At 61.6% G+C, this 21,245-nt stretch carries 20 protein-coding genes and 1 pseudogene; 15 read left to right on the top strand and 6 right to left on the bottom strand.

Annotated features, from left to right (window positions below; all coding sequences use genetic code 11):
• Positions 1 to 12 precede the first annotated feature (12 nt).
• The 3 genes from J2Y48_RS00815 to J2Y48_RS00805 all read left to right on the top strand — a co-directional run bounded on the left by J2Y48_RS00815 (position 13) and on the right by J2Y48_RS00805 (position 3,660).
• Entirely contained in the window at positions 13 to 1,203 is a 1,191-nt protein-coding gene (locus J2Y48_RS00815; protein WP_310411236.1) for a pyridoxal phosphate-dependent aminotransferase, read from the top strand.
• Positions 1,200 to 2,816 carry a 5-guanidino-2-oxopentanoate decarboxylase gene (locus J2Y48_RS00810; RefSeq protein WP_310411233.1) on the top strand — a complete coding sequence of 539 codons (1,617 nt, stop codon included), beginning with the start codon at positions 1,200 to 1,202 and terminating at the stop codon, positions 2,814 to 2,816. The genes J2Y48_RS00815 and J2Y48_RS00810 overlap by 4 nt, the downstream gene beginning before the upstream one ends.
• Before the next feature lie 109 nt (positions 2,817 to 2,925).
• Positions 2,926 to 3,660 carry a DUF1003 domain-containing protein gene (locus J2Y48_RS00805; RefSeq protein WP_310411230.1) on the top strand — a complete coding sequence of 245 codons (735 nt, stop codon included), beginning with the start codon at positions 2,926 to 2,928 and terminating at the stop codon, positions 3,658 to 3,660.
• A 21-nt stretch (positions 3,661 to 3,681) separates the two neighbouring features.
• Here the strand turns inward: J2Y48_RS00805 and J2Y48_RS00800 are convergent, their stop codons facing one another.
• Positions 3,682 to 4,578, bottom strand: a complete 897-nt coding sequence (locus J2Y48_RS00800; RefSeq protein ID WP_310411228.1) for a LysR family transcriptional regulator — start codon at positions 4,576 to 4,578, stop codon at positions 3,682 to 3,684.
• A 165-nt stretch (positions 4,579 to 4,743) separates the two neighbouring features.
• Between J2Y48_RS00800 and J2Y48_RS00795 the strand changes: the two genes are divergently transcribed.
• From J2Y48_RS00795 to J2Y48_RS00770, 6 genes are all read left to right on the top strand, one after another.
• Entirely contained in the window at positions 4,744 to 5,607 is an 864-nt protein-coding gene (locus tag J2Y48_RS00795) for a D-amino-acid transaminase (protein ID WP_310411225.1), read from the top strand.
• 42 nt (positions 5,608 to 5,649) lie between these two features.
• Positions 5,650 to 6,510, top strand: a complete 861-nt coding sequence (locus J2Y48_RS00790) for an ABC transporter substrate-binding protein (protein ID WP_310411222.1) — start codon at positions 5,650 to 5,652, stop codon at positions 6,508 to 6,510.
• 19 nt (positions 6,511 to 6,529) lie between these two features.
• Positions 6,530 to 7,633 carry an amino acid ABC transporter permease gene (locus tag J2Y48_RS00785; protein ID WP_310411220.1) on the top strand — a complete coding sequence of 368 codons (1,104 nt, stop codon included), beginning with the start codon at positions 6,530 to 6,532 and terminating at the stop codon, positions 7,631 to 7,633.
• Positions 7,634 to 7,658: 25 nt separating this feature from the next.
• Positions 7,659 to 8,402: an amino acid ABC transporter ATP-binding protein gene (locus tag J2Y48_RS00780; RefSeq protein WP_310411217.1), complete on the top strand. Its 744-nt coding sequence runs from the start codon at positions 7,659 to 7,661 to the stop codon at positions 8,400 to 8,402.
• A gap of 117 nt (positions 8,403 to 8,519) precedes the next feature.
• Positions 8,520 to 9,551 (top strand): P1 family peptidase, encoded by a 1,032-nt coding sequence (locus J2Y48_RS00775; RefSeq protein ID WP_310411214.1) that lies wholly within the window; start codon positions 8,520 to 8,522, stop codon positions 9,549 to 9,551.
• 494 nt (positions 9,552 to 10,045) lie between these two features.
• Entirely contained in the window at positions 10,046 to 12,259 is a 2,214-nt protein-coding gene (locus J2Y48_RS00770; protein WP_310411212.1) for a hypothetical protein, read from the top strand.
• A 61-nt stretch (positions 12,260 to 12,320) separates the two neighbouring features.
• Here the strand turns inward: J2Y48_RS00770 and J2Y48_RS00765 are convergent, their stop codons facing one another.
• On the bottom strand, positions 12,321 to 13,127 hold the full coding sequence (locus J2Y48_RS00765) for a nickel-binding protein (protein WP_310411209.1): 807 nt from the start codon (positions 13,125 to 13,127) through the stop codon (positions 12,321 to 12,323).
• A 240-nt stretch (positions 13,128 to 13,367) separates the two neighbouring features.
• Between J2Y48_RS00765 and J2Y48_RS00760 the strand changes: the two genes are divergently transcribed.
• From J2Y48_RS00760 to J2Y48_RS00745, 4 genes are read left to right on the top strand one after another with little or no spacing between them, the layout of a single operon-like run.
• Entirely contained in the window at positions 13,368 to 14,321 is a 954-nt protein-coding gene (locus tag J2Y48_RS00760) for a metallophosphoesterase (RefSeq protein ID WP_310411207.1), read from the top strand.
• A gap of 32 nt (positions 14,322 to 14,353) precedes the next feature.
• Positions 14,354 to 14,698 (top strand): cupredoxin domain-containing protein, encoded by a 345-nt coding sequence (locus tag J2Y48_RS00755; protein ID WP_310411205.1) that lies wholly within the window; start codon positions 14,354 to 14,356, stop codon positions 14,696 to 14,698.
• A 48-nt stretch (positions 14,699 to 14,746) separates the two neighbouring features.
• Positions 14,747 to 15,298, top strand: coding sequence for a sigma-70 family RNA polymerase sigma factor (locus J2Y48_RS00750; RefSeq protein WP_310411202.1), 552 nt, complete (start codon positions 14,747 to 14,749; stop codon positions 15,296 to 15,298).
• Positions 15,291 to 16,085: an anti-sigma factor gene (locus J2Y48_RS00745; protein ID WP_310411199.1), complete on the top strand. Its 795-nt coding sequence runs from the start codon at positions 15,291 to 15,293 to the stop codon at positions 16,083 to 16,085. Before J2Y48_RS00750 ends, J2Y48_RS00745 begins: the two co-directional genes overlap by 8 nt.
• 78 nt (positions 16,086 to 16,163) lie before the next feature.
• Here the strand turns inward: J2Y48_RS00745 and J2Y48_RS00740 are convergent, their stop codons facing one another.
• The 3 genes from J2Y48_RS00740 to J2Y48_RS00730 form a co-directional block, all read right to left on the bottom strand.
• Positions 16,164 to 16,898, bottom strand: coding sequence for a DUF1003 domain-containing protein (locus tag J2Y48_RS00740; protein ID WP_310411196.1), 735 nt, complete (start codon positions 16,896 to 16,898; stop codon positions 16,164 to 16,166).
• Positions 16,899 to 16,994: 96 nt separating this feature from the next.
• Positions 16,995 to 18,500 carry a DegQ family serine endoprotease gene (locus J2Y48_RS00735; protein WP_310411193.1) on the bottom strand — a complete coding sequence of 502 codons (1,506 nt, stop codon included), beginning with the start codon at positions 18,498 to 18,500 and terminating at the stop codon, positions 16,995 to 16,997.
• A 145-nt stretch (positions 18,501 to 18,645) separates the two neighbouring features.
• Positions 18,646 to 19,119, bottom strand: a complete 474-nt coding sequence (locus tag J2Y48_RS00730; RefSeq protein WP_310411191.1) for a hypothetical protein — start codon at positions 19,117 to 19,119, stop codon at positions 18,646 to 18,648.
• Positions 19,120 to 19,507: 388 nt separating this feature from the next.
• Here J2Y48_RS00730 and J2Y48_RS00725 point away from each other — a divergent pair, with 388 nt between their 5' ends.
• Positions 19,508 to 19,900: a hypothetical protein gene (locus J2Y48_RS00725; RefSeq protein WP_310411188.1), complete on the top strand. Its 393-nt coding sequence runs from the start codon at positions 19,508 to 19,510 to the stop codon at positions 19,898 to 19,900.
• A gap of 613 nt (positions 19,901 to 20,513) precedes the next feature.
• Here the strand turns inward: J2Y48_RS00725 and J2Y48_RS00720 are convergent.
• Positions 20,514 to 20,750 carry a hypothetical protein gene (locus J2Y48_RS00720; protein ID WP_310412731.1) on the bottom strand — a complete coding sequence of 79 codons (237 nt, stop codon included), beginning with the start codon at positions 20,748 to 20,750 and terminating at the stop codon, positions 20,514 to 20,516.
• Here J2Y48_RS00720 and J2Y48_RS00715 point away from each other — a divergent pair.
• Positions 20,661 to 21,078, top strand: a pseudogene (locus J2Y48_RS00715) (ParB-like protein). The gene J2Y48_RS00720 and the pseudogene J2Y48_RS00715 overlap by 90 nt on opposite strands.
• Positions 21,079 to 21,245 lie beyond the last annotated feature (167 nt).

Below are 21,245 nucleotides of genomic sequence, written 5' to 3'. Positions count from 1 at the left end.
GAGAGGACGACGATGCGCTATGCATCCATCACGGATCGGCTGGCAAGCCTGGGCTCAGAGAAGTGGGCAGTGCACTCGGAGGCACGCCGCCGCAAGGAGAAGGGCGAGCCAATCATTGAATTGACGATCGGCGAACCCGATATGCCTCCGCACGAGAGCCTCCTGGCCGAAGCGACGCGGGCGATGCATGCCGGTCGCTACCGCTATTCCAATGGCCGGGGCGAGCCGTCGGTGGTCGAGGCACTGGTTCGCAAGTACAAGAAGCGCCGCGCCGATGTGACGAGCGCAAACGTGCTCTGCTTTCCCGGCACGCAGACGGCTCTCTTCGTCGTCATGCTCGGGCTTGTCGAGAAGGGTGACGGGGTGTTGGTCGGTGACCCGCTCTACGCTACCTACGAAGGGGTGATCCGCGCCACCGGCGCAGATCAGGTGACGGTGCCGCTGAGTGCGGAAAAGGGCTTTCACATGCAGGCGGAGGACCTCGAGCGGGCGATCACGCCGCAATGCCGCGTGCTGCTGCTCAACACGCCGCACAATCCCACTGGAGCGGTGCTGACCGCCGCCGAGATCGTGGCGATCGGCGAAGTCTGCCGCAAGCACGATCTCTGGATCGTTTGCGACGAGGTTTACGAGGAACTGGTGTTTTCCGGCGGCTTCGCCTCGCCCTTCGACAGTCCCGACCTCGCCGAGCGCACGATCGTCTGCTCGTCAATCTCGAAGTCGCATGCCGCCCCCGGGTTCCGCAGCGGCTGGGCGATCGGACCGGAGGAATTCACGAACCGGTTGCTCTCCGTTTCCGAGACGATGCTCTTCGGCACGCAGCCCTTCATCGCCGACATGACCGCCTTTGCGCTGGATAATGCCATCGACACCTCTGCGCGCATGCGGAAATCCTACAAGAGCCGGGCCGAGCGGATTGTGACGGTTCTGTCCGAGGCGCCCGGGCTGGTTCCGCTGATGCCGGAGGCCGGCATGTTCATCGTCGTCGACGTCTCCGGGACGGGCATGAGCGGTGAGGAATTTGCATGGGCCCTGCTGGATGAGGAGCAGGTCGCAGTCATGCCCGGAGCCTCCTTCGGAGACAGGGCGGCCGACTTCATCCGCATCAGCTTGACGGTGCCGGATGACCAGATTGAAGAGGCCAGCCGGCGGATTTCCGCCCTGGCGATGCGATCGAACTGCAGGAAGGAAAAGCGGGCATGACGAGTTCCATCACGAGACCAAAGACAGTCGGCGAGGCGATGGTCGATCTCCTCGAGGCGAACGGCGTCGAGGTGGTCTTCGGCATTCCCGGCGTGCACACGGTCGAACTTTATCGAGGCCTTGCCACCTCCAAGATCCGCCATATCACGCCGCGCCATGAGCAGGGCGCAGGCTTCATGGCCGATGGCTACGCCCGCGTGACGGGCAAGCCCGGCGTGGCGCTCGTCATCACCGGCCCGGGCCTGACGAACACGATCACGGCCATGGCGCAGGCACGCCAGGATTCGGTGCCGATGCTGGTAATCTCCGGCGTCAACCGCCGCAACTCGCTCGGCCATGGCCGCGGTCTGCTGCACGAACTGCCGGACCAGGCAGCGATGATGAAGAGCTTTGCCCTTTATTCGCACACCCTGGTCGATCCCGCCGACCTGCCCGCGGTGATCGCGCAGGCCTTTTCGATCATGGGTTCGGCACGGCCGGGTCCGGTCCACATCGAAATCCCAACGGATGTGATGCCGCTTCCGGCCGGCGACTACACGCCGAAGGCAACCCGAGCGGCGCGCCCCAGTGCGGATACCGCGACGCTGGCGGAACTGGCCGCCCTGTGCAACCAGGCAAGACGTATCGTGCTGATGTGCGGTGGCGGCGCCGCCTCGGCGGACAAGGCGGTTACAGCGCTGGCCGAAAAACTGGATGCACCGGTCGTCCTGACGACGAATGCCCGTGGCATGCTGTCCGGCCATCCGTTGCGAGTACCCGCAAGTCCAAGTCTGAAGGCGCCCCGGGCGCTGATCGCGGATGCCGACCTCGTCATCGGTCTCGGGACGGAGATGGGGCAGACGGACTACGACATGTATGCCAACGATGCCTTCCCGGCGCTGAAGAAATTCGTGCGGATCGATATCGACGCCCAGCAACTGGCGCGGGAGCCCCGGGCGGACCTGCCGGTTCTGTCGACGGTGCAATCGGCCATCGACGGATTGCTGCCCTTGCTGTCTGCGCACAGCGCCGAGGGCGCACAGCTGGCTCGCAATGCGCGCGAGGGCGCCTGGAGCGAGCTTTCGCCGAAGATCCAGACGGAGATCGGTGTGATCGGCATGATCTACAAGGCGCTGCCAGATGCGGTTGTCGTTGGCGATTCCACCCAGGCCGTCTATGCCGGTAACATCTACCTCGACGTCGCGCGACCGATGAGCTGGTTCAACGCCGCGACCGGATTCGGTGCGCTTGGCTACGGCGCGCCGGCAGCGGTGGGGGCGGCGATCGGCGCTCCCGACCGTCCAGTCGTCTGCCTCACCGGCGACGGCGGCTTCCAGTTCTCGCTGGCAGAAATCGGCTCTGCGGCGGATGCCGGCGCAAAGGTCATCTTCCTCGTCTGGAACAACGACGGCTACCAGGAGATCGAGAACTACATGGTCGAAAACGGGATCGAGCCGGAAGGCGTTAAGCCTTCGGCGCCCGACTTCCTGGACATCGCCAAGGCCTACGGGGTTCCGGCCGTCCGGCTCTCGGATGTCGCGGAATTTGGTCCTGCATTGCAGGCGGCCGCACGCCGCAACGGCCCGAGCCTGATTGAGATCCACCAGACACGAACCAGAGGCGCGACCGCCTGAATTCGCGTCGGGCGAGCGGCGACGCGAGTTGCCGCTCGCCTTCGCCCACTGTAGCTTTCCGGTCGGGCAGGCTTTCTGCAGGCTTACCGATTGGTGGGAGAGTTGCGGGATGGGCAAGAACGGAAACGGCCTCCACGCCAGGACGGAGCGATGTGCCGTCTGCGGCGAACTGTTTGCCGCCGGCAGGCTCTACCACGCCTCCTCCATCCGACCCGGCATTTCGGAGCTGATCGCCAGAGACGTGAAGGATTGGAATGCCGACAGCCGTATCTGCGGTCCGGACCTGTCGTCGTACCGCCGTCGCTACGTGGCCGACCTTCTCGAACAGGAGCGCGGCGAACTAAGCGATCTGGACCGTCAGGTGCTGGAGAGCTTCGAGAAGGGCGCCTCCTCCGTTCACGCCACTGCTGCAAGCGCGGTGAGGAAGGACCTCGAAGCGGAAACCTTCGGACAGCGGGCCGCGGACAACGTTGCCGCGTTTGGCGGTTCCTGGACCTTCATCATCGCCTTCTGCTTGGTGCTGGTCGGCTGGATGACGATCAACGTGACAGGGTTGCTGGTCGGCGGGTTCGACCCCTATCCCTTTATCCTGCTCAATCTTGTTCTTTCCTGTGTGGCCGCCTTCCAGGCGCCAGTCATCATGATGAGCCAGAAACGCCAGGAGGCGAAGGATCGCCGGCGCTCGGAAAACGACTACATGATCAACCTGCGCGCCGAGCTCGAGATCCGTCAGCTGCACGACATGATCGATCACCAGATGGCGCATCAGTGGGAGCGCCTGGCGGAACTGCAGCAGATCCAGATCGAGCTTCTTGAGGGTAGACAACAGGGGAAGCGCGACTGAGCGCACCGACGCTCACGGCCTCTATCCGGAGCGGATCGCCTGCCAGAAGGCTTCCACGATCGGTCGGCCCGCCGCGGCGTGGCGGTAGATGCGGATCTGCGTTTCAAGGTCCCAGGCGGGATCATCGCTCGCCCGTACTAGGCTTCCTTCCGCCAGTTCCTGGCGGATGAGGCTCTCCGGCAGCCAGGCGAGCCCCCAGCCGGCCAGCGCCATCGTCTTCAGGCCAATGGAGATCGTGTTCTCGTGGACGATCCGTCGCGTGAACGCAGGCCGTGCCGCAAAGAGCTTCGCCAATGCGACCCCGAAGAACGAGAAGTCGCCGTAGCTCAGATAGGGAATCGGTTCTCCGCTTTTGATTGTCGCGTCAAGCGTCTGAACGCCGGTGTCAGGGCGGCAGACTGGAATGACCCGTTCCGTCCCAAGTACGCAGTAGGGAAAGAGTTTTGAATCCAGCAGAAACGGCACGGCGGGGTGGGCGTAGGTGAGGAGGAAATCCGCCTCTCCATCCACCAGTGTACCGATATTCTCCTCGATCCCACCCTTGTCGGGGCTGAGGCGGGAGCGAATGCTGCTCAGCCTCTTGGCCACGGTGTTGAGCCACTCCGGGAAGAACGTCACCGTCAGTGTGTGGAGCGCCGAAAAGGTGAGCGTCTGGTCGTTCTTGTGCGGACGGAGGGCGTCGCGGGTCGCGTAGAAATTCCGGATCGTTTCCTGTGCGACCGGCAGGAACGCCCTTCCTTCGCGGGTCAGTTCGGCAGGAAAGGTTGCGCGGCTGACGAGCGTCACCCCGAGCCACACCTCAAGCTGTTTTATCCGTCGGCTGAACGCCGACTGCGTGACGTTGCGCTCTTCCGCGGCTCGCGAAAAGCTGAGTGTCTGAGCGAGAGTCGTGAAATCCTCGAGCCATTTCAGTTCCATGGGCGCCGCTCTCCTCGTGCGGATGTGTCTTCCTATCAAAGTGCCGCAAATGAGCCTATGCAAAAAATGCATAAATCTTGAAAAACAAAGCATTGGCCAGGCAAAGGCCTTTTCCATAGCGTTCGGCCCGCGAGCTTTTCATCTCAATTTACCGAGGTTTTCGCCTTGACCAGGACCGTTTATGTGAACGGGCAGTACCTGCCCGAACACGCTGCACAGATTTCAATTTTCGATCGCGGTTTCCTTTTTGCCGACGGCATTTACGAGGTGAGCGCAGTCATCGACGGCCGACTCGTCGACAACGACCTGCACCTTGCCCGCCTGGAACGGTCGCTCAGGGAAATCATGATTCCGCTGCCGCTGCCGGTCGCCGAGATCATGAAGGTCCAGGCTGAACTGATCCGCCGCAACGAACTGCGCGAGGGCGTCGTCTACCTGCAGGTGACGCGTGGAGCGGCGGACCGCGACTTCGGCTTCGCCGACGGCATGCAGCCGACTTTCGTTGCCTTCACCCAGGCGAAGAACCTGCGCGGTGCCGCATCGGTGCAAAATGGCGTCGCTGTGGACGTGATCGAAGACCAGCGCTGGGCGCGCCGGGACATCAAGACCGTGATGCTGCTCGCACAGGTGTTGGCCAAGAAGCAAGCGAAGGCCAAGGGCTTCCACGAGACCTGGCTGGTGGAGGACGGCTTCGTCACCGAAGGGGCCTCCTCGACCGCCTATATCGTTACCGCCGACGGCAAGATCGTCGTCCGGCCGAACTCCCATGCCGTCCTGCCCGGCTGCACGCGGCAGGCCATTCTGAAAATTGCGGAAGACCTGGATGCTCTAATCGAGGAGCGCCGGTTCACGGTCGAGGAAGCCTATCAGGCCAAGGAAGCCTTCCTCACCAGCGCGTCCAGCCTTGTGACCCCGGTCATAAGAATAGCGGATCGCACGATTGCGGACGGCAAGCCCGGTCCGATCACGCGCCGCCTCCAGACCGTCTATCTCGAGCTCGCCCTGAAGAACTCTGAGCCGCTCCTCTAGACGCCAATCCTCTCAAGCAAACGACCATAAAGGAAGGGAACCATGACCATCTCCAAGATCACGAAACGCGTTGCGACCGGCGCACTGCTCGCCGCCTCGCTGGCGCTTTCCGCCGGCACGGCAATGGCTTCGGAAGGCTACGGCGATTGCCCGCTGACCGGCCAGAAGGGCACCGCTTCGATCACTCCGGCCGTTCCGGGGCAGTTCACCGTCATCATCAACCTGCCGGCCGTGGGCCAGTTCAACGGCGACACGCCCGAGACGATCAAGGACGGCTTCGAGTTCTGCATGGCCGTCAACATCGCCCACCGCCTCGGCCTCGACAAGGTCAAGCTGGTCAACGCCTCGTTTGATTCGATCGTTGCCGGCCAGAACAGAGAATTCGACATCGCGCTGGCGCTGATCTCGGTCACCGAGCCGCGCAAGAAGGTCGTCGATTTCTCCATGCCCTATGCCTCCTCCGACTACGGCATCGCCGCCAAGGCCGGCTCGACGCTGAACGAAGAGACGATCAAGACGAGCCACATGGGTACCCAGGCCGGCACGACGATGATCCCGTTCCTGCAGGAGACGCTGAAGGTCGCACAGGTCGACGTGTTCGACGACACCGGCTCGATGTTCACCGCCGCCGCAGCCGGCAAGGTCGATGCGGTCATGACCGACCTCGGCATCGTCCTCGGGCAGGTTGCCAATTCGAACGGCAAGCTCGTCACGCTCGGCAAGTACTCCACCGGCGGCCAGACGGCCGGCATCTACCAGAAGGGCTCGTCCAACAACCCGGTCATCGACAAGGTCATGGAAGAGCTGAAGGCCGACGGCACGCTGAAGCAGCTGGAAAAGGCCTATCTGCTGGAATCCTTCGGCGGCGTTTCGCCGGACGATGTTCCGGCCTGGAAGCAGTAATCGAGAATAGAGAGACCCCATGACCATATCGGCTGTCGAAGCCGGGGGAGAGCGCGCCAACAACTGGCGCGCTCGCAACCAGGTGAAAACCCATGGCAGGCGCGCCTTCGTGGTGCTGATCTGCTCGATCCTCACGCTTCTGGCCGTTGTCTACACGGTCTATACCATCCGCGACTACGTCCTGGCCCAGGGCTGGTCGGCAATGCCGGTCAATCTGATCTCGATCCTTGCGGTCATCCTTCCTGTCGTCGTGGTCGGTGTGGCGCTGCGGGCCGTGTCATTGTCGCGACAGTCGGCACGTTCCTCGGACATCTATCTTGGTCGCGAGCTTGGCGCGAAAGCGTCCGACACCTCGTGGAAAGCGCTCGCCTATGCGGCTTCGTTGCTGATCATCTGTGCCGCCGCCGGGTTCCTTGTCGTCAATGACGCGGCGGTAAGCCGGACCTTCTTCGACGTCGGGCTGATTGCGAAATCCGCTGGCGCCGTGCTGAAGGCCTTCGGTACCAACGTCTTCATCTTCGTCGTTTCCTGTATCCTGATCCTGGTTTGGGCATTGGTCGTGGCGATCGCCCGCACCTTGCCGGGCGAGGCGGGCAGGCCGATCCGCACCATCGCCATCATCTATGGCGATCTGTTCCGTGGCCTGCCGGCGATCATCACGATTTACCTGATCGGTTTCGGCCTGCCGTTGACCGGGCTGCCGATCCTGAAGGATCTTTCGTCCAACGCCTATGCGATCATCGCGCTGACGCTGACCTACGGCGCCTACACGTCCGAGGTCTATCGCGCCGGCATCGAGAGTATTCACCCGAGCCAGATCGCCGCCGCCCGCTCCCTTGGCCTCTCCTACTTCAGGACGATGCGCTATGTCGTCGTGCCGCAGGCCGTGCGTGGCATCGTGCCGCCGCTGATGAACAACTGCATCAGTTTGCAGAAGGATACGGCACTGGTCGCCATCATCGGCACGATCGACGCCTTCAACCAGTCGAAGATCATCGCCAGCAACTATTTCAACCTCTCCGCCGTCACGACCGTCGCGATCATCTTCATCATTATCACCATCCCGCAGGCCCGTTTCGTCGACAAGCTGATCGAACGCGACCGCCGCAAGATGCGCTCGTGAGCCGGCAGGTAAGGAATTCAGAGACATGGCACTCGTCGAAATCGACAAGGCATACAAGCGCTACGGACCCGTCGAGGTTCTGGCCGGCATCTCGCTGGATATCGAGGAACATCAGGTCGTCTGCCTGATCGGCCCGTCCGGCTGCGGCAAGTCCACGCTGCTTCGCTGCATCAACCGCCTGGAGACGATCCAGGAAGGGGAAATTCGCCTGCATGGCGACCGGGTCACTGGTCCCGGCGTCGATCTTGACATGCTCCGGCGCGAGATTGGCATCGTCTTTCAGGGCTACAATCTTTTTCCGCATATGACAGTGATGGAGAACGTCACGCTGGCGCCGCTCAAGGTGCTCGGTATGGACAAGAAAGAGGCTGTCGAGAAGGGCAAGGAGCTGCTTGCCCGTATCGGCCTCGATCACAAGGCAAGTGAGTATCCCGATCGCCTCTCCGGTGGCCAGCAGCAGCGCGTGGCGATCGTCCGCGCACTGATGATGGACCCGACCTTGCTCCTGCTCGACGAGATCACCTCGGCGCTCGACCCGGAACTGGTCTCCGAAGTGCTGGACATCGTCCGCGATCTTGCCAAGAAGGGCATGACGATGGTGCTCGCCACCCACGAAATGGGCTTTGCCCGTGAGGTGGCCGACAAGGTCTGCTTCCTGCAGGGCGGCGTCGTCTATGAGGAAGGTCCTCCGTCGCAGATCTTCGGCCAGCCGCAGGGCGAGCGCACGCAGGCTTTCCTGAAGCGGATCATCGAGGCGGGCCGGCTTTGATCCGTTGGGTAGCGGGCGAACGGCCGGGCCGATAAGGTTTGGCCCGGGTCTCGGCCGCCTCGCCTCGGTCGGTGAAACCGGCACCATTCGAGACAGTAGAGCAGAAGGGAAGACGTCATGTCGATGGCAGCACGCAATCTCGGAATCGTCTGTGGCATCCTGCCGACCGGCGAGAAGAACGCCATTACCGACGTGCCGGGCGTCCGCGTCGGCCACCACACGATCCGTGACGGCGATGTAAACACCGGCGTGACCGCGATCCTGCCGCATGGCGGCAATCTGTTCCGCAAGAAGGTGCTGGCGGCCAGTGAGGTGATCAACGGCTTCGGCAAGTCCGCGGGCCTCGTGCAGGTCGATGAGCTCGGCACGATCGAAACGCCGATCCTGCTGACGAACACGCTCTCGGTCGGCACCTGCGTCACGGCGCTGGTGCGTGAGGCGATTGCGGCCAATCCGGACATCGGCCGCACCACCTCGACCGTCAATGCCGTCGTGGGCGAATGCAACGACGGTCCGCTGAACGACATCCAGGCGCTGGCCGTGACCGAGGAACACGTTCGCTCGGCGCTGGCAGAGGCGCATTCAGGCGAGGTCGCCGAAGGCAGCGTCGGTGCGGGCACCGGCATGACCTGCTTCGGCTTCAAGGGCGGGATCGGTACGTCCTCGCGCCGGATGGTGCTTGACGATCGGGACTTTCACCTAGGCGTGCTCGTGCTGTCCAACTTCGGCCGTGTCGGCGACCTCGTGCTGCCGGACGGCCGCCGTCCCGACCCGCGCGCGAAGCAGGAGGCGGAGAAGGGGTCGATCATGATCGTGCTCGCCACGGACGTGCCGATGGAACACCGCCAATTGAAGCGCGTGACGCGGCGGTGTGGCGCCGGTATCGCCCGGCTTGGGGCCTTCTGGGGGCACGGCAGCGGCGATATCGCGATCGGTTTCACGACCGGGGCTAGCGTTGACCACGACGAGTCGGGGGACTTTTACCCGATCACCGCGCTGAACGAGGATCGGATCGACATGCTCTTTCGCGCCGCCACCGAGGCGACGCAGGAGGCCATCCTGAACTCGTTGTGTGCGGCCGAAGCCTTTCGGGGAAGGGGCGGAACCAAGCGGCCCTCGCTCGCGGACTGGCTGCGCCAGCAGAGCTGACCCGGCTTCGAAAAAAGCCGGCGGGCGAACCCGCCGGAGTTTTGCTCGGTCTCCATTCCGAGCAGGTGCAGTGACAAGCACCAGGTAAATGACGGTTGAAAGGCCCGATTTGTTCCCGGCATCATCCGAAATGATGACGTTTTTCGGCGTGCTTTCCGTATCGAGGCACTTGGCATGCGAACGCTTGCGTGCATGACGCTGCGTCATGCTCGCGTGAATGGTCAGGTGTCTTGGTGCAAGCAACCGATGATGCGTTGAAAACCTTTGTTTTGGCGGTACCCTTCAATTGCACTCTGTGCGCGTGCTGGGGCGCCCAAGCGCCTTGCTCATGAACTTTCCCAATCGGATCCGCCCGGTCGATCGCATTGCGTCCCACGGCTCGAACGAATGGAAACTCGAATTAAGCGTGCTTCCGAACTCCAATCTTCCGGGCCATCCAATCGTCCCGAAGGTTGGTAGATCCGCTGAACACTGCGGAAGGAGACGTCGAAGCGATGCCCAAGAACGCGAGGTCTGGTGTGAGCGGCCTCGACGTGGGTGCGTTCCTCATCTGTGCAGCGTTTGCGGCCGGACTTGCCCTCCTGATTGCGGCGCGATCCTCGTCCGATCTTGTCTTCATTCTGCCGATCGACCGGCAGATTGATGTTCACTCCGCGCAGGCGTTGAAGGTCCGTATTGCCGACCTGAGTGTGCTGGACGAGGACTTCGGCGCATCGTTGCGCAAGAAGGGTGGCGAAGACTTGGCGCTGTCGCTTGAAATCGACAGGGCCGAAAAGCTGGTCACGGTCAAACCTCTGTCGCCCCTGGAAGGGGCGAGCGAATATACTCTTTGTCTGTCGCGTGTATGGCAGAGGTCCGTCTTCCGAGAGATGCTCGAAGATTGGTTGCCGAGCGCCAGTTGCACCTCGTTCACGACGCGTGCCGTTGCGGCGGGAAACCATCAGGACGGTGCAGCCGGCCTGATCGTCGTTGGAACGGACAACACCTACGCCTCCTACTACGAGGAGATTTTGAAGGCTGAAGGGCTCAACCTCTTTGATTCGGTGCCGCGGGAGCGTTTCGATACCGGCTTGCTCAAGCACTATTCGACGGTCGTTCTGGCCAATTCTTCCCTCCCGTCTGCGCAGCTTGCGTCGCTGGTCGAATGGGTGAGGGCAGGAGGAAGCCTGGTCATGATGCGGCCAGACGATGACCTCCTTGCCCTGATGTGCCTGGAAAAAGACGGGACATTGCTTCACGACGCCTACCTGCGTGCGACCCCGGACCTCGAGGCGGTCAAGGCGTTCGCGACCCGACCGCTGCAGGTCCATGGCGAGATTGACCGGTTGAAACCACGGACATCATGCGAGGCTAAACCGGTTGCGGCGGGCGGCGGCGTGTCGGAGGAAGCACCACGCACCATTGCCGCCCTGTCTGTGGGGGCTTCTTCGCCGTCTCTGGCACCGGCCATTGCCATGCTGCGTATGGGCCGGGGCACCTTGACGGCGTTCTCATATGACCTCGCCCGCTCCATTGTCTATACCCGTCAGGGAAACCCCGACTGGGCGGGCCAGGACAGGGACGGCCAGGCGCCGCGCCGTCCAAACGACCTGTTCTATCCGGACTATCTCGATCGCGAACTGATCGGCGTGCCGCAGGCGGACGAGCATCAGCGTTTGTTCGCCAACATCGTCCTCTCGACGACCGCGATGCCGCTTCCCCGCTTCTGGTATCTGCCTGGAGACCGCCGCGCTGCCATCGTCATGGTTGGCGACGATCACGCCACCCGCGATGCAACGGCGACCCTGCTTGCAAAGCTTGTCGAACTTAGCCCCCTGAACTGCAGCTTGAAGGGTTGGGCGTGCTTGCGCGCGACCGCACTGTTGACGCCGGAGACTGAGATGGCGCCTGCGCTCGTCAAGACCTACCACGATCAGGGCTTCGAGTTTGGGGTGCATGTGAATACGAAGTGCAAAAACGCCGACACGGAGGAGTTTGAAGAGCTGCTGCGCCGGCAGGTGAGCGAATTCAGGGCCAGGTATCCTTTCCTCGGAAGGCAGCAAGTCGAGCGCTTTCACTGCATCGTCTGGAACGGCTGGACAGAGTCGGCCGAGCTGGAGGTCGAGGCCGGGATCCGCTTCGACATGAACTATTACAACTGGCCGCCCGCCTGGCTCGAAGGACGCCCCGGTTTCATGACCGGGTCGGCCTTGCCAATGCCGTTCGTGACGGAGGACGGAACTGTTCTCGACATCTATCAGGCGGCGACCCAACTGGTAAATGAAGACCAGGTCCCCCATCCATTCGGTGTCCGGACGATGATCGAACGGGCACTCGGCGCCGATCAGTTCTTCGGCGCCTTTGTCACCCACTATGACTATTCCGATGACTACGCCGACATACTGGTCGACGAAGCGAGGCGGCACAACGTGCCGCTGATTTCAGCCGAACAATTGCTGGCTTGGGTCGATGGTCGCAACCGCTCCCGTTTCGCCGACCTGAGCTGGCGAGACGGCGTGCTGCACTTCAGTCAGCGTGTCGCAAGGGGGGCCGAAGACGCCTTCGTGCACCTGCCCCTGCACGCGACTGGGGGACAATTGCGTGCCGTCCGCTGCAATGGTCAGCAGATCGCCTTCAATATGCAGGATATCAAGGGGCTGCCGGTTGCCACCTTCCCCGCCCGCGCAGGCGACTGTACGGCGACCTATGGCGGCGGCCGGGCAAGTTGAAGGCTGTCGCGGTCTTCAGATCCGCTCGCTGTTCCGACTCCGCCATATGGGAAGCGCCGGATCAGTTCATCCACTTGCATTGGTAGGCAAGGACGGGGCGCGCAAATCCTTTGAGGTGGCGGTGAGTGGCGTGCGCGAAGATGTCGGCCGCGCCATACTCTCTGTAGATGTTCTCGGAAACCAGGATCTGATCGCCGCTCGCCGCCGCGCACAGCCTTGCCGCCAGTTGGACCGTGGAACCGAAAAGATCGTTGCTGTCCTCGACGGGCTCGCCGCAATCGATCCCAATCCTGACATGAACCGGCTCGGAATTGCTGGAATTGAAGCGTCGGAACTCCCACTGGATGTCCATTGAACACTCCACGGCCGATACGATTGAGGAGAAGGCGGCCATTATGCCGTCGCCGGTATGTTTGATTTCCCTGCCATTTGTTCGGTTTAGGCAGCGGCGGACAAGGGCATCGTGCGCCCTGACGAGTTCCGTCGCTATGCGATCGCCCAGCCGCGAGGTCATTTCCGTCGATCCGACGATGTCCGTAAAGAGGATGGCGCGATGACCAGGATCATTGTCGCTGGCGCTTGAGGGCGTGAGATCTTCTATGCGCCCCAGGAAGGCCTCGACCGCCGACAGGGGCACCTCCAGGACCTCAGCGGCGACAAAACCGTGAGCCTCGCGGTGGACGCACTGTGCGGTCTCGGCATCAGGAGCGTCAATCAGGCAGAACGTGTTCCCATTGCGATGGTCGAACCAGTAGGTGAGAAATTTGACGCCATACCGATCCTGTATGCTCAGATCCTTGAGGTGAGCTTGAGCCACGTCCGCCGCGGACACACCCGGAAGCACGTGTCGGTCTATAAAGATTGGCATTCGCTAGCTCCTGCCAAGACCATTGGGGATGGGAGTTTAGAGCAGGCGTCGCCGATCGTCCATCTTCCTGTGGCGACCCTCACCGTCGGGCTTTGCCTTCGTCCCCGATGGGCGACTCGCCCTGGCGGCCAATTTCGTCGCCGCACCCCGGCTCACGAGAACGTGTGCGCTTGCCCAGAATAAGCGCGCGGCTTCCTCGGTCTCCTACTCCGACGACGGACGTTTGAAAGGAGAACGGCAATGCGCAAGGACGAACAAGAGACCGATGCTGGCTTCGTGCTGACGCGCCGGCATGCGCTCGAATGCATGGTATGGGCGGGAACGGGCGTGCTGTGGACCATCTCAGGCGGCATCCCTAGGTCGCTCGGGTTGCTCGACACAGCCCAGGCCGCCGACGCCGCGCAAGGCGCGATGACCTTCCTGCAGATATCGGACAGCCATATCGGCTTCGACAAGGAAGCCAAGGTAACCGCCGTCGATACGCTGACCGAGGCGATCGACAGGATCAAGGCGCTTCCGGTCAAGCCCGCCTTTATGATCCATACGGGCGACATCACCCACTTGTCCAAGAGCGGTGAATTCGACGATGCCGCCCGAATCATCGGCAGCACTGGACTGGAGGTTTCCTATGTTCCCGGCGAACACGACCTGATCGATCCGGAACAGGGAAAGGCCTATCTCGATCGCTATGGAAAGGGAACGCTTGGCGCCGGCTGGCATGCATTCGACCGCGACGGGGTCCATTTCATCGGGCTGGTCAACGTCGTCAATCTCAAGGCCGGGGGGCTCGGCAATCTCGGCGCCGAGCAACTCGCCTGGCTGAAGAACGACCTCGACGGGCGCTCGGCCTCGACGCCGATTGTCGTCTTCGCCCATATCCCGCTGTGGTCGATCTATCCGCAATGGGGCTGGGGCACCGACGACGCCGCGCAAGCACTCGCGTTGCTCCGGCGCTTCGGTTCCGTGACTGTTCTCAACGGCCACATCCACCAGATCATGCAGAAGGTGGAGGGCAACATGGTCTTCCACACCGCCCGCTCGACGGCCTTTCCGCAACCGCAACCCGGCACGGCCGACAAGCCCGGCCCCGTGATCGTTCCGGCTGACCAGTTGCGGTCGATGCTGGGCCTGACCTCCGTCGACTTCACGGTCGGCAAGGAAAGGCTCGCGATCACTGATACCACCCTCGCGTGAGAGGCCTGACATAAACATGCAGGAAGGGAGCAATGACCATGCCCGGCATTCTGCTTAACACTGTCAAGATGGGGTTTGCCGCCACGTTTGTCGCCTTTCTTGTCCAGCCGATAACGCCGGCTGGCGCAACGGAGGCGCTGGTGACAATCTCGAATTTCACATTCAAGCCGCAGGCGTTGACGATCGAGCGTGGCGACACGGTGCGCTTCGTCAATTCCGATGACATGGTCCACATAATCGTGGCGGGCGACGGCAGCTTCCGCTCCGCGCCGCTCGATACCGACGACAGTTTCGTCCGGACCTTCGCCCAATCCGGCACGATCGATTATTTCTGTGGTCTGCACCCCTTCATGAAGGGTAGCATTGTCGTCAAATGACCGACGCGGCGGCCGCTCGGCCGGCGCGGCAACGAAGGACACGAGCGCTTGCACGAGGATCAGCCGGCGACCCGATTCCGGGAATTGGTCGTGCCGCACCTTCAGGACGCGCTGATCTTCGCGCGCGGGCTGACGGGCAATCGCGACGATGCGGAGGATGTCGTGCAGGAGGCTTGCCTCAGGGCCTATGCCGCGGCCGGCCGCGGCACCGTGCTGCACCCGCGTGCATGGCTGCTGGCCATCGTGCGTAATACCGCGTTCACCTGGATGGCGAAGAACCGCCCGAAAGCAGTCCTCGTGCTCGGCGATGACGCGGAGCTCGATCGGCTGGCCGAGACGGCAGACGCAGCTTTCACCGATACCCCGATCCTGACGCCGGAGGCCGAACTGATCCGCAAGGCCGAGGCCGCCGCCGTCCAGCGGGCCGTCGATGCGCTGCCGGCGCCGCTGCGTGAGGTTCTGGTGCTGCGCGAATTCAATGATCTGAGCTATCGCCAGATCGCTGACCTTTTGTCGGTGCCGATCGGTACGGTGATGTCGCGTCTGTCACGCGCGCGCCTCCTGCTCGCCATCTCGATCGCGGAGGCTCATCGTGACTGAAGCCAGATTGCCGCCGGAAGCCGATCTTGTGCTGCTGAACGCGCTTGTCGACGGCGAACTCGACGCACCCACCGCTGCGGCAATAGAACGCCGTATCGCGGATGAGCCGGAGATGGGGAAGGCCCATGAGGCCATCGTCGTCACGCGCGCGGCACTGGCCAGGCTCGAACGCGAGGAGGTTGGCACGAGGCTGCTCGACAGAATCGAGTCCGGCGCCGGCATCTCCGTTCCTGCTTCCCCCCAGCGGCAACCACGCGGACTGGCGGACTGGCGGGCGATGGCCGCCTCCGTTGTCGTCGCCTTCGTCATGGCCGGAGGCGGTGGCTACTGGCTGGGTGCGACCCGCCCAAGCGAAACCACCAGCGATCTCGTGGCAAGCACCCACCGCCGCAGCCTGCTTGCCGCAAGCCCGGTCGACATCGCCTCGTCCGATCGCCACACGGTAAAGCCCTGGCTCGATAATCGGATCGGCATTTCGCCGCCGGCCCCCGATCTGGCTGCGAAAGGCTTTTCGCTTGTCGGTGGCCGCGTCGACGTCATCGGCGGCCGCGCCGTCCCGACGCTCGTCTACCGCCACAACGAGCATCTCATCACGGTGGTGGCGGAGCCGGCAGCGGCCGGGACTTCCGGTCCCCAAAGCAAACAGGCCGACGGTTACAACATGGTGAGGTGGACGGGCAGCGGCTTTAGCTACTGGGCGGTGTCCGATCTGGAGCGCGCCGAACTGGATGGCTTCGCTGAAGGTTATCGCATTGCCACTGGCGTGACGGCGGCGCCTGAGCCTTGATGCCGGCCAGTCGTGTCGACTGCGTCGGGTATTGGGTCCTGAAACAAAGTGAAGCCGCTGCGGCCATTTCGTTTCTCTTCATGCAGAGCCGCCGCGCCCGCGCGCAAGTTCTTCGAACATGTCAAGTTGTGCTTCTTGTATCTTCGATAACCGCTCCCATTGACCAATGAGAATGTGATCGAGTTTTTCGTGCAAGTGGCGGATCTCGAGCTCTGCCTTGAGATTGATCTGGTAGTCGTTCTGAGAACGCAACCGGTCTTTTTCTTCCTGTCGCCGCTGGCTCATCATAATCAATGGAGCTTGAAGCGCCGCAACCATGGACAGGAATAAATTCAGCAGGATGAAAGGGTAAGGATCGAAAATCGAAAACAGGGCCGGCAAGATGTTGATGAACATCCAGAACAACATGAAGGCAACGAACGACACGATGAAGGTCCATGACCCGGCAAATGACGACGTGCGGTCGGCAACGCGGTCTCCGATCGTCGTGGTTTCCTCGTAGCTTTCATCGGTGTTCTCTGTAACCGTTTCGTGCGCTGCTAAACTCTCGATAACCTCTCTATCCAGTTCAGTCAGTTCGCCGTGCTCACGCCTGATCATCGCTTCTACGGATTTGCGTCGATAGTCCTGCAGATCGGTCCGGCAGATCCAGCCGGTATCCCGCCAGTCTGGAATGGCTTTATCCAGTTCCGCGGCGACTGAGGTGCGCACAATGTCGCATTCGGTCATGTCCGTGAGGGGTTTGGTTAATCCGCAGACACCGCAGACTTGCGTGAGCGTTTCTCGATGCAAGTGATTTCTGGATTTGGACATGACCCAACTCCCTGATCTCGAAATATCGACGAGAAATGCCGACCGGTCAGAGACCGGACGGCAATGGAGTACTGACCAAGCGTGCCAGCAAGCGGCTCAGTTGACGGCGAACGGTACCGTTACCAAGCTCTGACCATCTTGCCCGCGGACCAAGAGCAAGACTGACTTATGCCCGCTACGACCGGCATCAGCGACGGCAGCCTTCGCCGCTTTGGCTGAGGTGACCGGTTGCTGGTTTACCGACATGATGACGTCCCCGGGCTGCAGGCCGGCGTCCGCCGCCGGCTGGCCCTCAGCAACGCTTGTGATCACGGCGCCCGATTCGTCGCGCGGCAGATGAAGCTGGCGTCGAATGCCGGGCGTGATATCGCCGAGGTGTATGCCGATTGTGGGCCGCCGTTGGGCAGACGCATCGGATTTTCCGCTCGTATCAGCAACTGCAGACTGCTGCGCTGCTTGGTCCTGCCCGATCGTGATGCTGAGCTCGTTGCTCTTGCCCCTGCGCCATACGGTAACGGTCTCCGGTGTGCCCGGGGCAAGATCTGCGACAACCCGCGAAAGATCGCGAGGCGAAGATATTGGAGTTTTGCCGAAAGCGGTTATCACATCGCCCGCCTTGACGCCGGCAAGAGCTGCCGGCTCGCCCGGCTTCACACCAGCGACCAGGGCACCAGCCGCTTTCGGCAGGCCAATCGCCTCCGCGACGTCGTCGGTGACTGGCTGGATCATGACACCAATCAGGCCGTGAGCGATCGTTCCATCTTTGATGAGTTCCGCCACCACCTTACGCGCCTGATCAGAGGGAATAGCGAAGCCAACGCCCACGCTGCCGCCATTTGGTGAGTAGATCGCCGTGTTGATGCCGACAACTTCACCGTTGCGATCGACCAGCGGCCCGCCCGAATTGCCGCGATTGATCGGCGCATCGATTTGAATGAAATCGTCATAAGGCCCGCTGTGAAGATCACGGCCGCGTGCGGAAACGATCCCAGCCGTCACAGTCGTGCCTATCCCGAAGGGGTTCCCGATCGCAATGATCTGGTCGCCCGCACTCAGTACATCGGAATCGCCCCAGTGCAGAACGCTGAGCACCTTTGGCGTCTGCACCTTGAGCACGGCGAGATCGGACTTCGGGTCGGCGCCGACTAGCTTAGGCGTGAGTTCAGTGCCATCGTCGAGCGTGACCTTGATCGATGTCGCATTTTCGATCACGTGGTTGTTGGTCACGATATAGCCGTCGGACGCGATGATGAAGCCCGAACCAAGCGACTCGGTCTGGGGCAGAGGTGTCGAGGGCGAAGATGAATCACCTTGGTCACCGAAGAACTGGTGGAACTGTTCGCCGAAGGGCGTGCCAGGCGACACGTCGGCAGAAGCGGAGTCTTGCTCCTTCACCGTCGCCTCGATCGTAACGACGGCAGGCCTGTCGACGGAAACAATGGGAGCAAAGGAGTCTGAAACTCCAGTCGGAGCAGCACCTTTTGGCGCGGCTGCAACATTGTCAGCAGCCCCTGCGGTTGACGTCAACATTACGATCGGTGCGGCAGCTATCACGACCCCGAAAAGTGCCGCGACTTCGCGCCTATGAAGAGTGGTCGCCATGTCGTTTCTCCCTCGAACCCTGGATCAACCTGTTTCCAGTATTTGCCTGCGGTCGGGCGCGGTCCCGGGGAGCCATAGCCAGTATGTTCCAGGCCTCCGGAAGCCGCGGAATTGGCGCCGGGCCGGCCGTTCGGCCGCTTGCGGCTCAACTCGATCGCGCGACGTCGCGATCAAGTTGACGGATTTCATTCTGCAACTGCGCATAGGTCAGGTTTGGAATAGTGCCGCCATGTCGGTCGGCGGTGTTAACTGCCTGAGCCCGAATGTTCGATTCCTCGCGCTCGAGGCGGTTGAATGCAGTGGCGGAAAGCTTGCCGTGTGTGCGGTCGCGGTCAATTCGATGATCTTCGGCACGCAGTTCACCCAGAACATGGGTAAGGCGCGGCCGCTCGACAACGCCCCGGTGTGGCGCCACGACGACCATCATGTTCGCGGGATAACCAGGATTTTCATCGACAAAGTGGTCCTGGCCCTGGTTGGATTGAGGTTGCGATGACGCCACGACATGTTGATCGCCGCTATCGTGGTCATGGTGACTGGCTGCGTATGCTCCGCCTCCGCCGGCGCCTGCATACAGAATTAGTGTGGCAATCGCAGTAGTCTTGAGAAGCGAGCGCATGATTGAATCTCCACAATTGCGGATACCGTCGCGTCGCGGCTCACCGAGTCGCCGGCAGTATCCGGCTAGATGCAGAGTGTATTCCTTCCAGTTTTTCGGGTCATGTTACGTTTGAGTAAGATTCTGTTCGGTTGAGCGGTCGCGGTCACGGGCGATCAATATTTGTTTACCGCAAAAATGGCGCAAATTTCAAATGCATAGCAAGGGTCGACCTGCAGAGAATCACTAGGTAGCTGCTGTGTGTTCAAATTATTTATAGTTGCCTATATTTAATTTTGATATTTTTTCTTTTCGCTCCAAAGTGTCAGTGTGCTGGCATTCGTTGCCGGCATGCAGAATACGCCCGCGCAATTCGAATTGATCCCGAGACGTGAGGCGGAGGAGGCTCATGGATCGTTCGATTTTTCTTGCCAGACTGGTCGGGCCGACATTGATCGTGGTTGCGCTCGGCATGCTGGTCAACATCGGTATGTACGAGAAGATGATCGTGGACGCGCTGCACTTCGGCATCCTGCTCTATCTGTCCGGTCTTTTGTCGATGCTCGCCGGTCTTGCTATCGTCAACCTGCACAACAAATGGCAGATGGACTGGCGGGTGGTCATCACCATATTGGGCTGGCTGATGACCGTCGGTGGCATTATCCGAATTGCTTTGCCGAAAGTCGCAATTGCGGCAGGTTCGACGATCTATAGCGGTCGAGCGTCTATCGTCGTGGTGGCGATGATTTCCGGATTTGCTGGGCGCTTTCCTAAGCTTCAAGGGATATGGGGGCGTGGCTGAAGGGCAGGTGCGCCGTGATGGGTGATGCGGAGGCGGCGCGCGCCGCCATTGCCTCGCTCCTCAAGTCAATTCACGGATGCGCGATAATGGCATAGCGCGATGGCTGCGCGCCGACAGGTTGCTGACGCGCCGCAGCGGTTCGCGCCGACTCCTAAAAGCAGATGGGAGGGCATCACTGATAACGTTTGGCGTCACTCTGCTCGCAATCTCAGCCGGCCCGGCCTGGGCCCTCAATGTTCACACAGTAACCGGGATGAAGGGGCAACCGAGCCAAACGATTGGCACCCCTCAGACGGGCAGTGCTACGCCCGGCCATGCCAGTTCTGCTCCGGGTTCGGCCTTCAACCCAGATGGAAACGCTGGGGCACACTACGCCGGCACCCAGCCACAGAATTCCAAGAACCCGAAAAGCGTATCTCAGTACGACGTAGCTGGTTTCCAGCAGTCGCATAAACGTCACTGACCGGAGCGGTGGTCTTTGCTGCAAGATAGCGGTGCTCGACCGGCCAGACCGGAGCGGAAACAGCAGGCATTTCGAACTGCTGTTGTTGGAGGTGCTCCTTCAGAGCAGCATTGGGCAAAGCTCGCTTCGGTTCCGCATTCCTGGGCTGCCTCAGCTCGAACTCACTACCCATCCAAATGCATGAATACGTCGATTTGCAGAAAGTCGCGATGCCGCCGTGACAAGGGATACCCCATGCCCATGAACGTCTTCCCCGTCCTGCATGCCGTTTCCTTGAAGTCCCTGCGCCCCACCCAGATGACCGTTGGTATGCGCGAGGTGGCGCTGAAGCGCAAAGAACTGCAGAAGATGACGACCGGCAAAACCGGAATTTTCCTGGGCGGCCATTTCCTTCCTGCGGTTCCGCTCGTGGCTGCATCCGTTCGACGCGTCTGGCAGGCGACGGCCTTATGGCGATCTTCCCGAGAGACTCGACAAGCTCAGCGACGACCCGTTCCGCAGCCTCGCTGGCGAGGTGAGGCGCCTTGGCGGCTATGCCAAGGAGGAGGCGCCCTTCGCCGAGTTCCTGTGGGCGGACTTCTTCTGCCGCCGCATGGACGCTGATGGCCTATGGGACGAACTGCAACTGGCGAGGCACAAATCGGCCGCCTATCTGCCGGGCGGTGCGGTCCGGAGGATTGATTGCGCGGTATCACGTGAACCCGTCGGGAGATGACATCAGGAGCATCGGAGTGCAATGCGCATGCCCTGATTTGGTGGCTCAGGGTGCCGTCGTAGAAGAATGCGACCGGCGGTCGAGGACCCGCCGGTCACTCTGAGGCATTTAAGTTTGAGCAAAGCGGCAAGCTCAAACTTGCGAAAGGATGCCATGAGTTTCTGACA

This window comes from Mycoplana sp. BE70, assembly GCF_031455855.1.
Taxonomy (GTDB): Bacteria; Pseudomonadota; Alphaproteobacteria; order Rhizobiales; family Rhizobiaceae; genus Mycoplana.
This window is presented reverse-complemented; position numbering and strand designations above follow the sequence as displayed.

Bases quoted from the DNA above. Each gene is read 5' to 3' on its own strand.
- J2Y48_RS00815 (WP_310411236.1), top strand. From the start codon at position 13: ATGCGCTATGCATCCATCACGGATCGGCTGGCAAGCCTGGGCTCAGAG.
- J2Y48_RS00810 (WP_310411233.1), top strand. From the start codon at position 1,200: ATGACGAGTTCCATCACGAGACCAAAGACAGTCGGCGAGGCGATGGTC.
- J2Y48_RS00805 (WP_310411230.1), top strand. From the start codon at position 2,926: ATGGGCAAGAACGGAAACGGCCTCCACGCCAGGACGGAGCGATGTGCC.
- J2Y48_RS00800 (WP_310411228.1), bottom strand. From the start codon at position 4,578: ATGGAACTGAAATGGCTCGAGGATTTCACGACTCTCGCTCAGACACTC.
- J2Y48_RS00790 (WP_310411222.1), top strand. From the start codon at position 5,650: ATGACCATCTCCAAGATCACGAAACGCGTTGCGACCGGCGCACTGCTC.
- J2Y48_RS00785 (WP_310411220.1), top strand. From the start codon at position 6,530: ATGACCATATCGGCTGTCGAAGCCGGGGGAGAGCGCGCCAACAACTGG.
- J2Y48_RS00780 (WP_310411217.1), top strand. From the start codon at position 7,659: ATGGCACTCGTCGAAATCGACAAGGCATACAAGCGCTACGGACCCGTC.
- J2Y48_RS00775 (WP_310411214.1), top strand. From the start codon at position 8,520: ATGTCGATGGCAGCACGCAATCTCGGAATCGTCTGTGGCATCCTGCCG.
- J2Y48_RS00770 (WP_310411212.1), top strand. From the start codon at position 10,046: ATGCCCAAGAACGCGAGGTCTGGTGTGAGCGGCCTCGACGTGGGTGCG.
- J2Y48_RS00765 (WP_310411209.1), bottom strand. From the start codon at position 13,127: ATGCCAATCTTTATAGACCGACACGTGCTTCCGGGTGTGTCCGCGGCG.
- J2Y48_RS00760 (WP_310411207.1), top strand. From the start codon at position 13,368: ATGCGCAAGGACGAACAAGAGACCGATGCTGGCTTCGTGCTGACGCGC.
- J2Y48_RS00755 (WP_310411205.1), top strand. From the start codon at position 14,354: ATGACCATGCCCGGCATTCTGCTTAACACTGTCAAGATGGGGTTTGCC.
- J2Y48_RS00740 (WP_310411196.1), bottom strand. From the start codon at position 16,898: ATGTCCAAATCCAGAAATCACTTGCATCGAGAAACGCTCACGCAAGTC.
- J2Y48_RS00735 (WP_310411193.1), bottom strand. From the start codon at position 18,500: ATGGCGACCACTCTTCATAGGCGCGAAGTCGCGGCACTTTTCGGGGTC.
- J2Y48_RS00730 (WP_310411191.1), bottom strand. From the start codon at position 19,119: ATGCGCTCGCTTCTCAAGACTACTGCGATTGCCACACTAATTCTGTAT.
- J2Y48_RS00725 (WP_310411188.1), top strand. From the start codon at position 19,508: ATGGATCGTTCGATTTTTCTTGCCAGACTGGTCGGGCCGACATTGATC.
- J2Y48_RS00720 (WP_310412731.1), bottom strand. From the start codon at position 20,750: ATGGCCGCCCAGGAAAATTCCGGTTTTGCCGGTCGTCATCTTCTGCAG.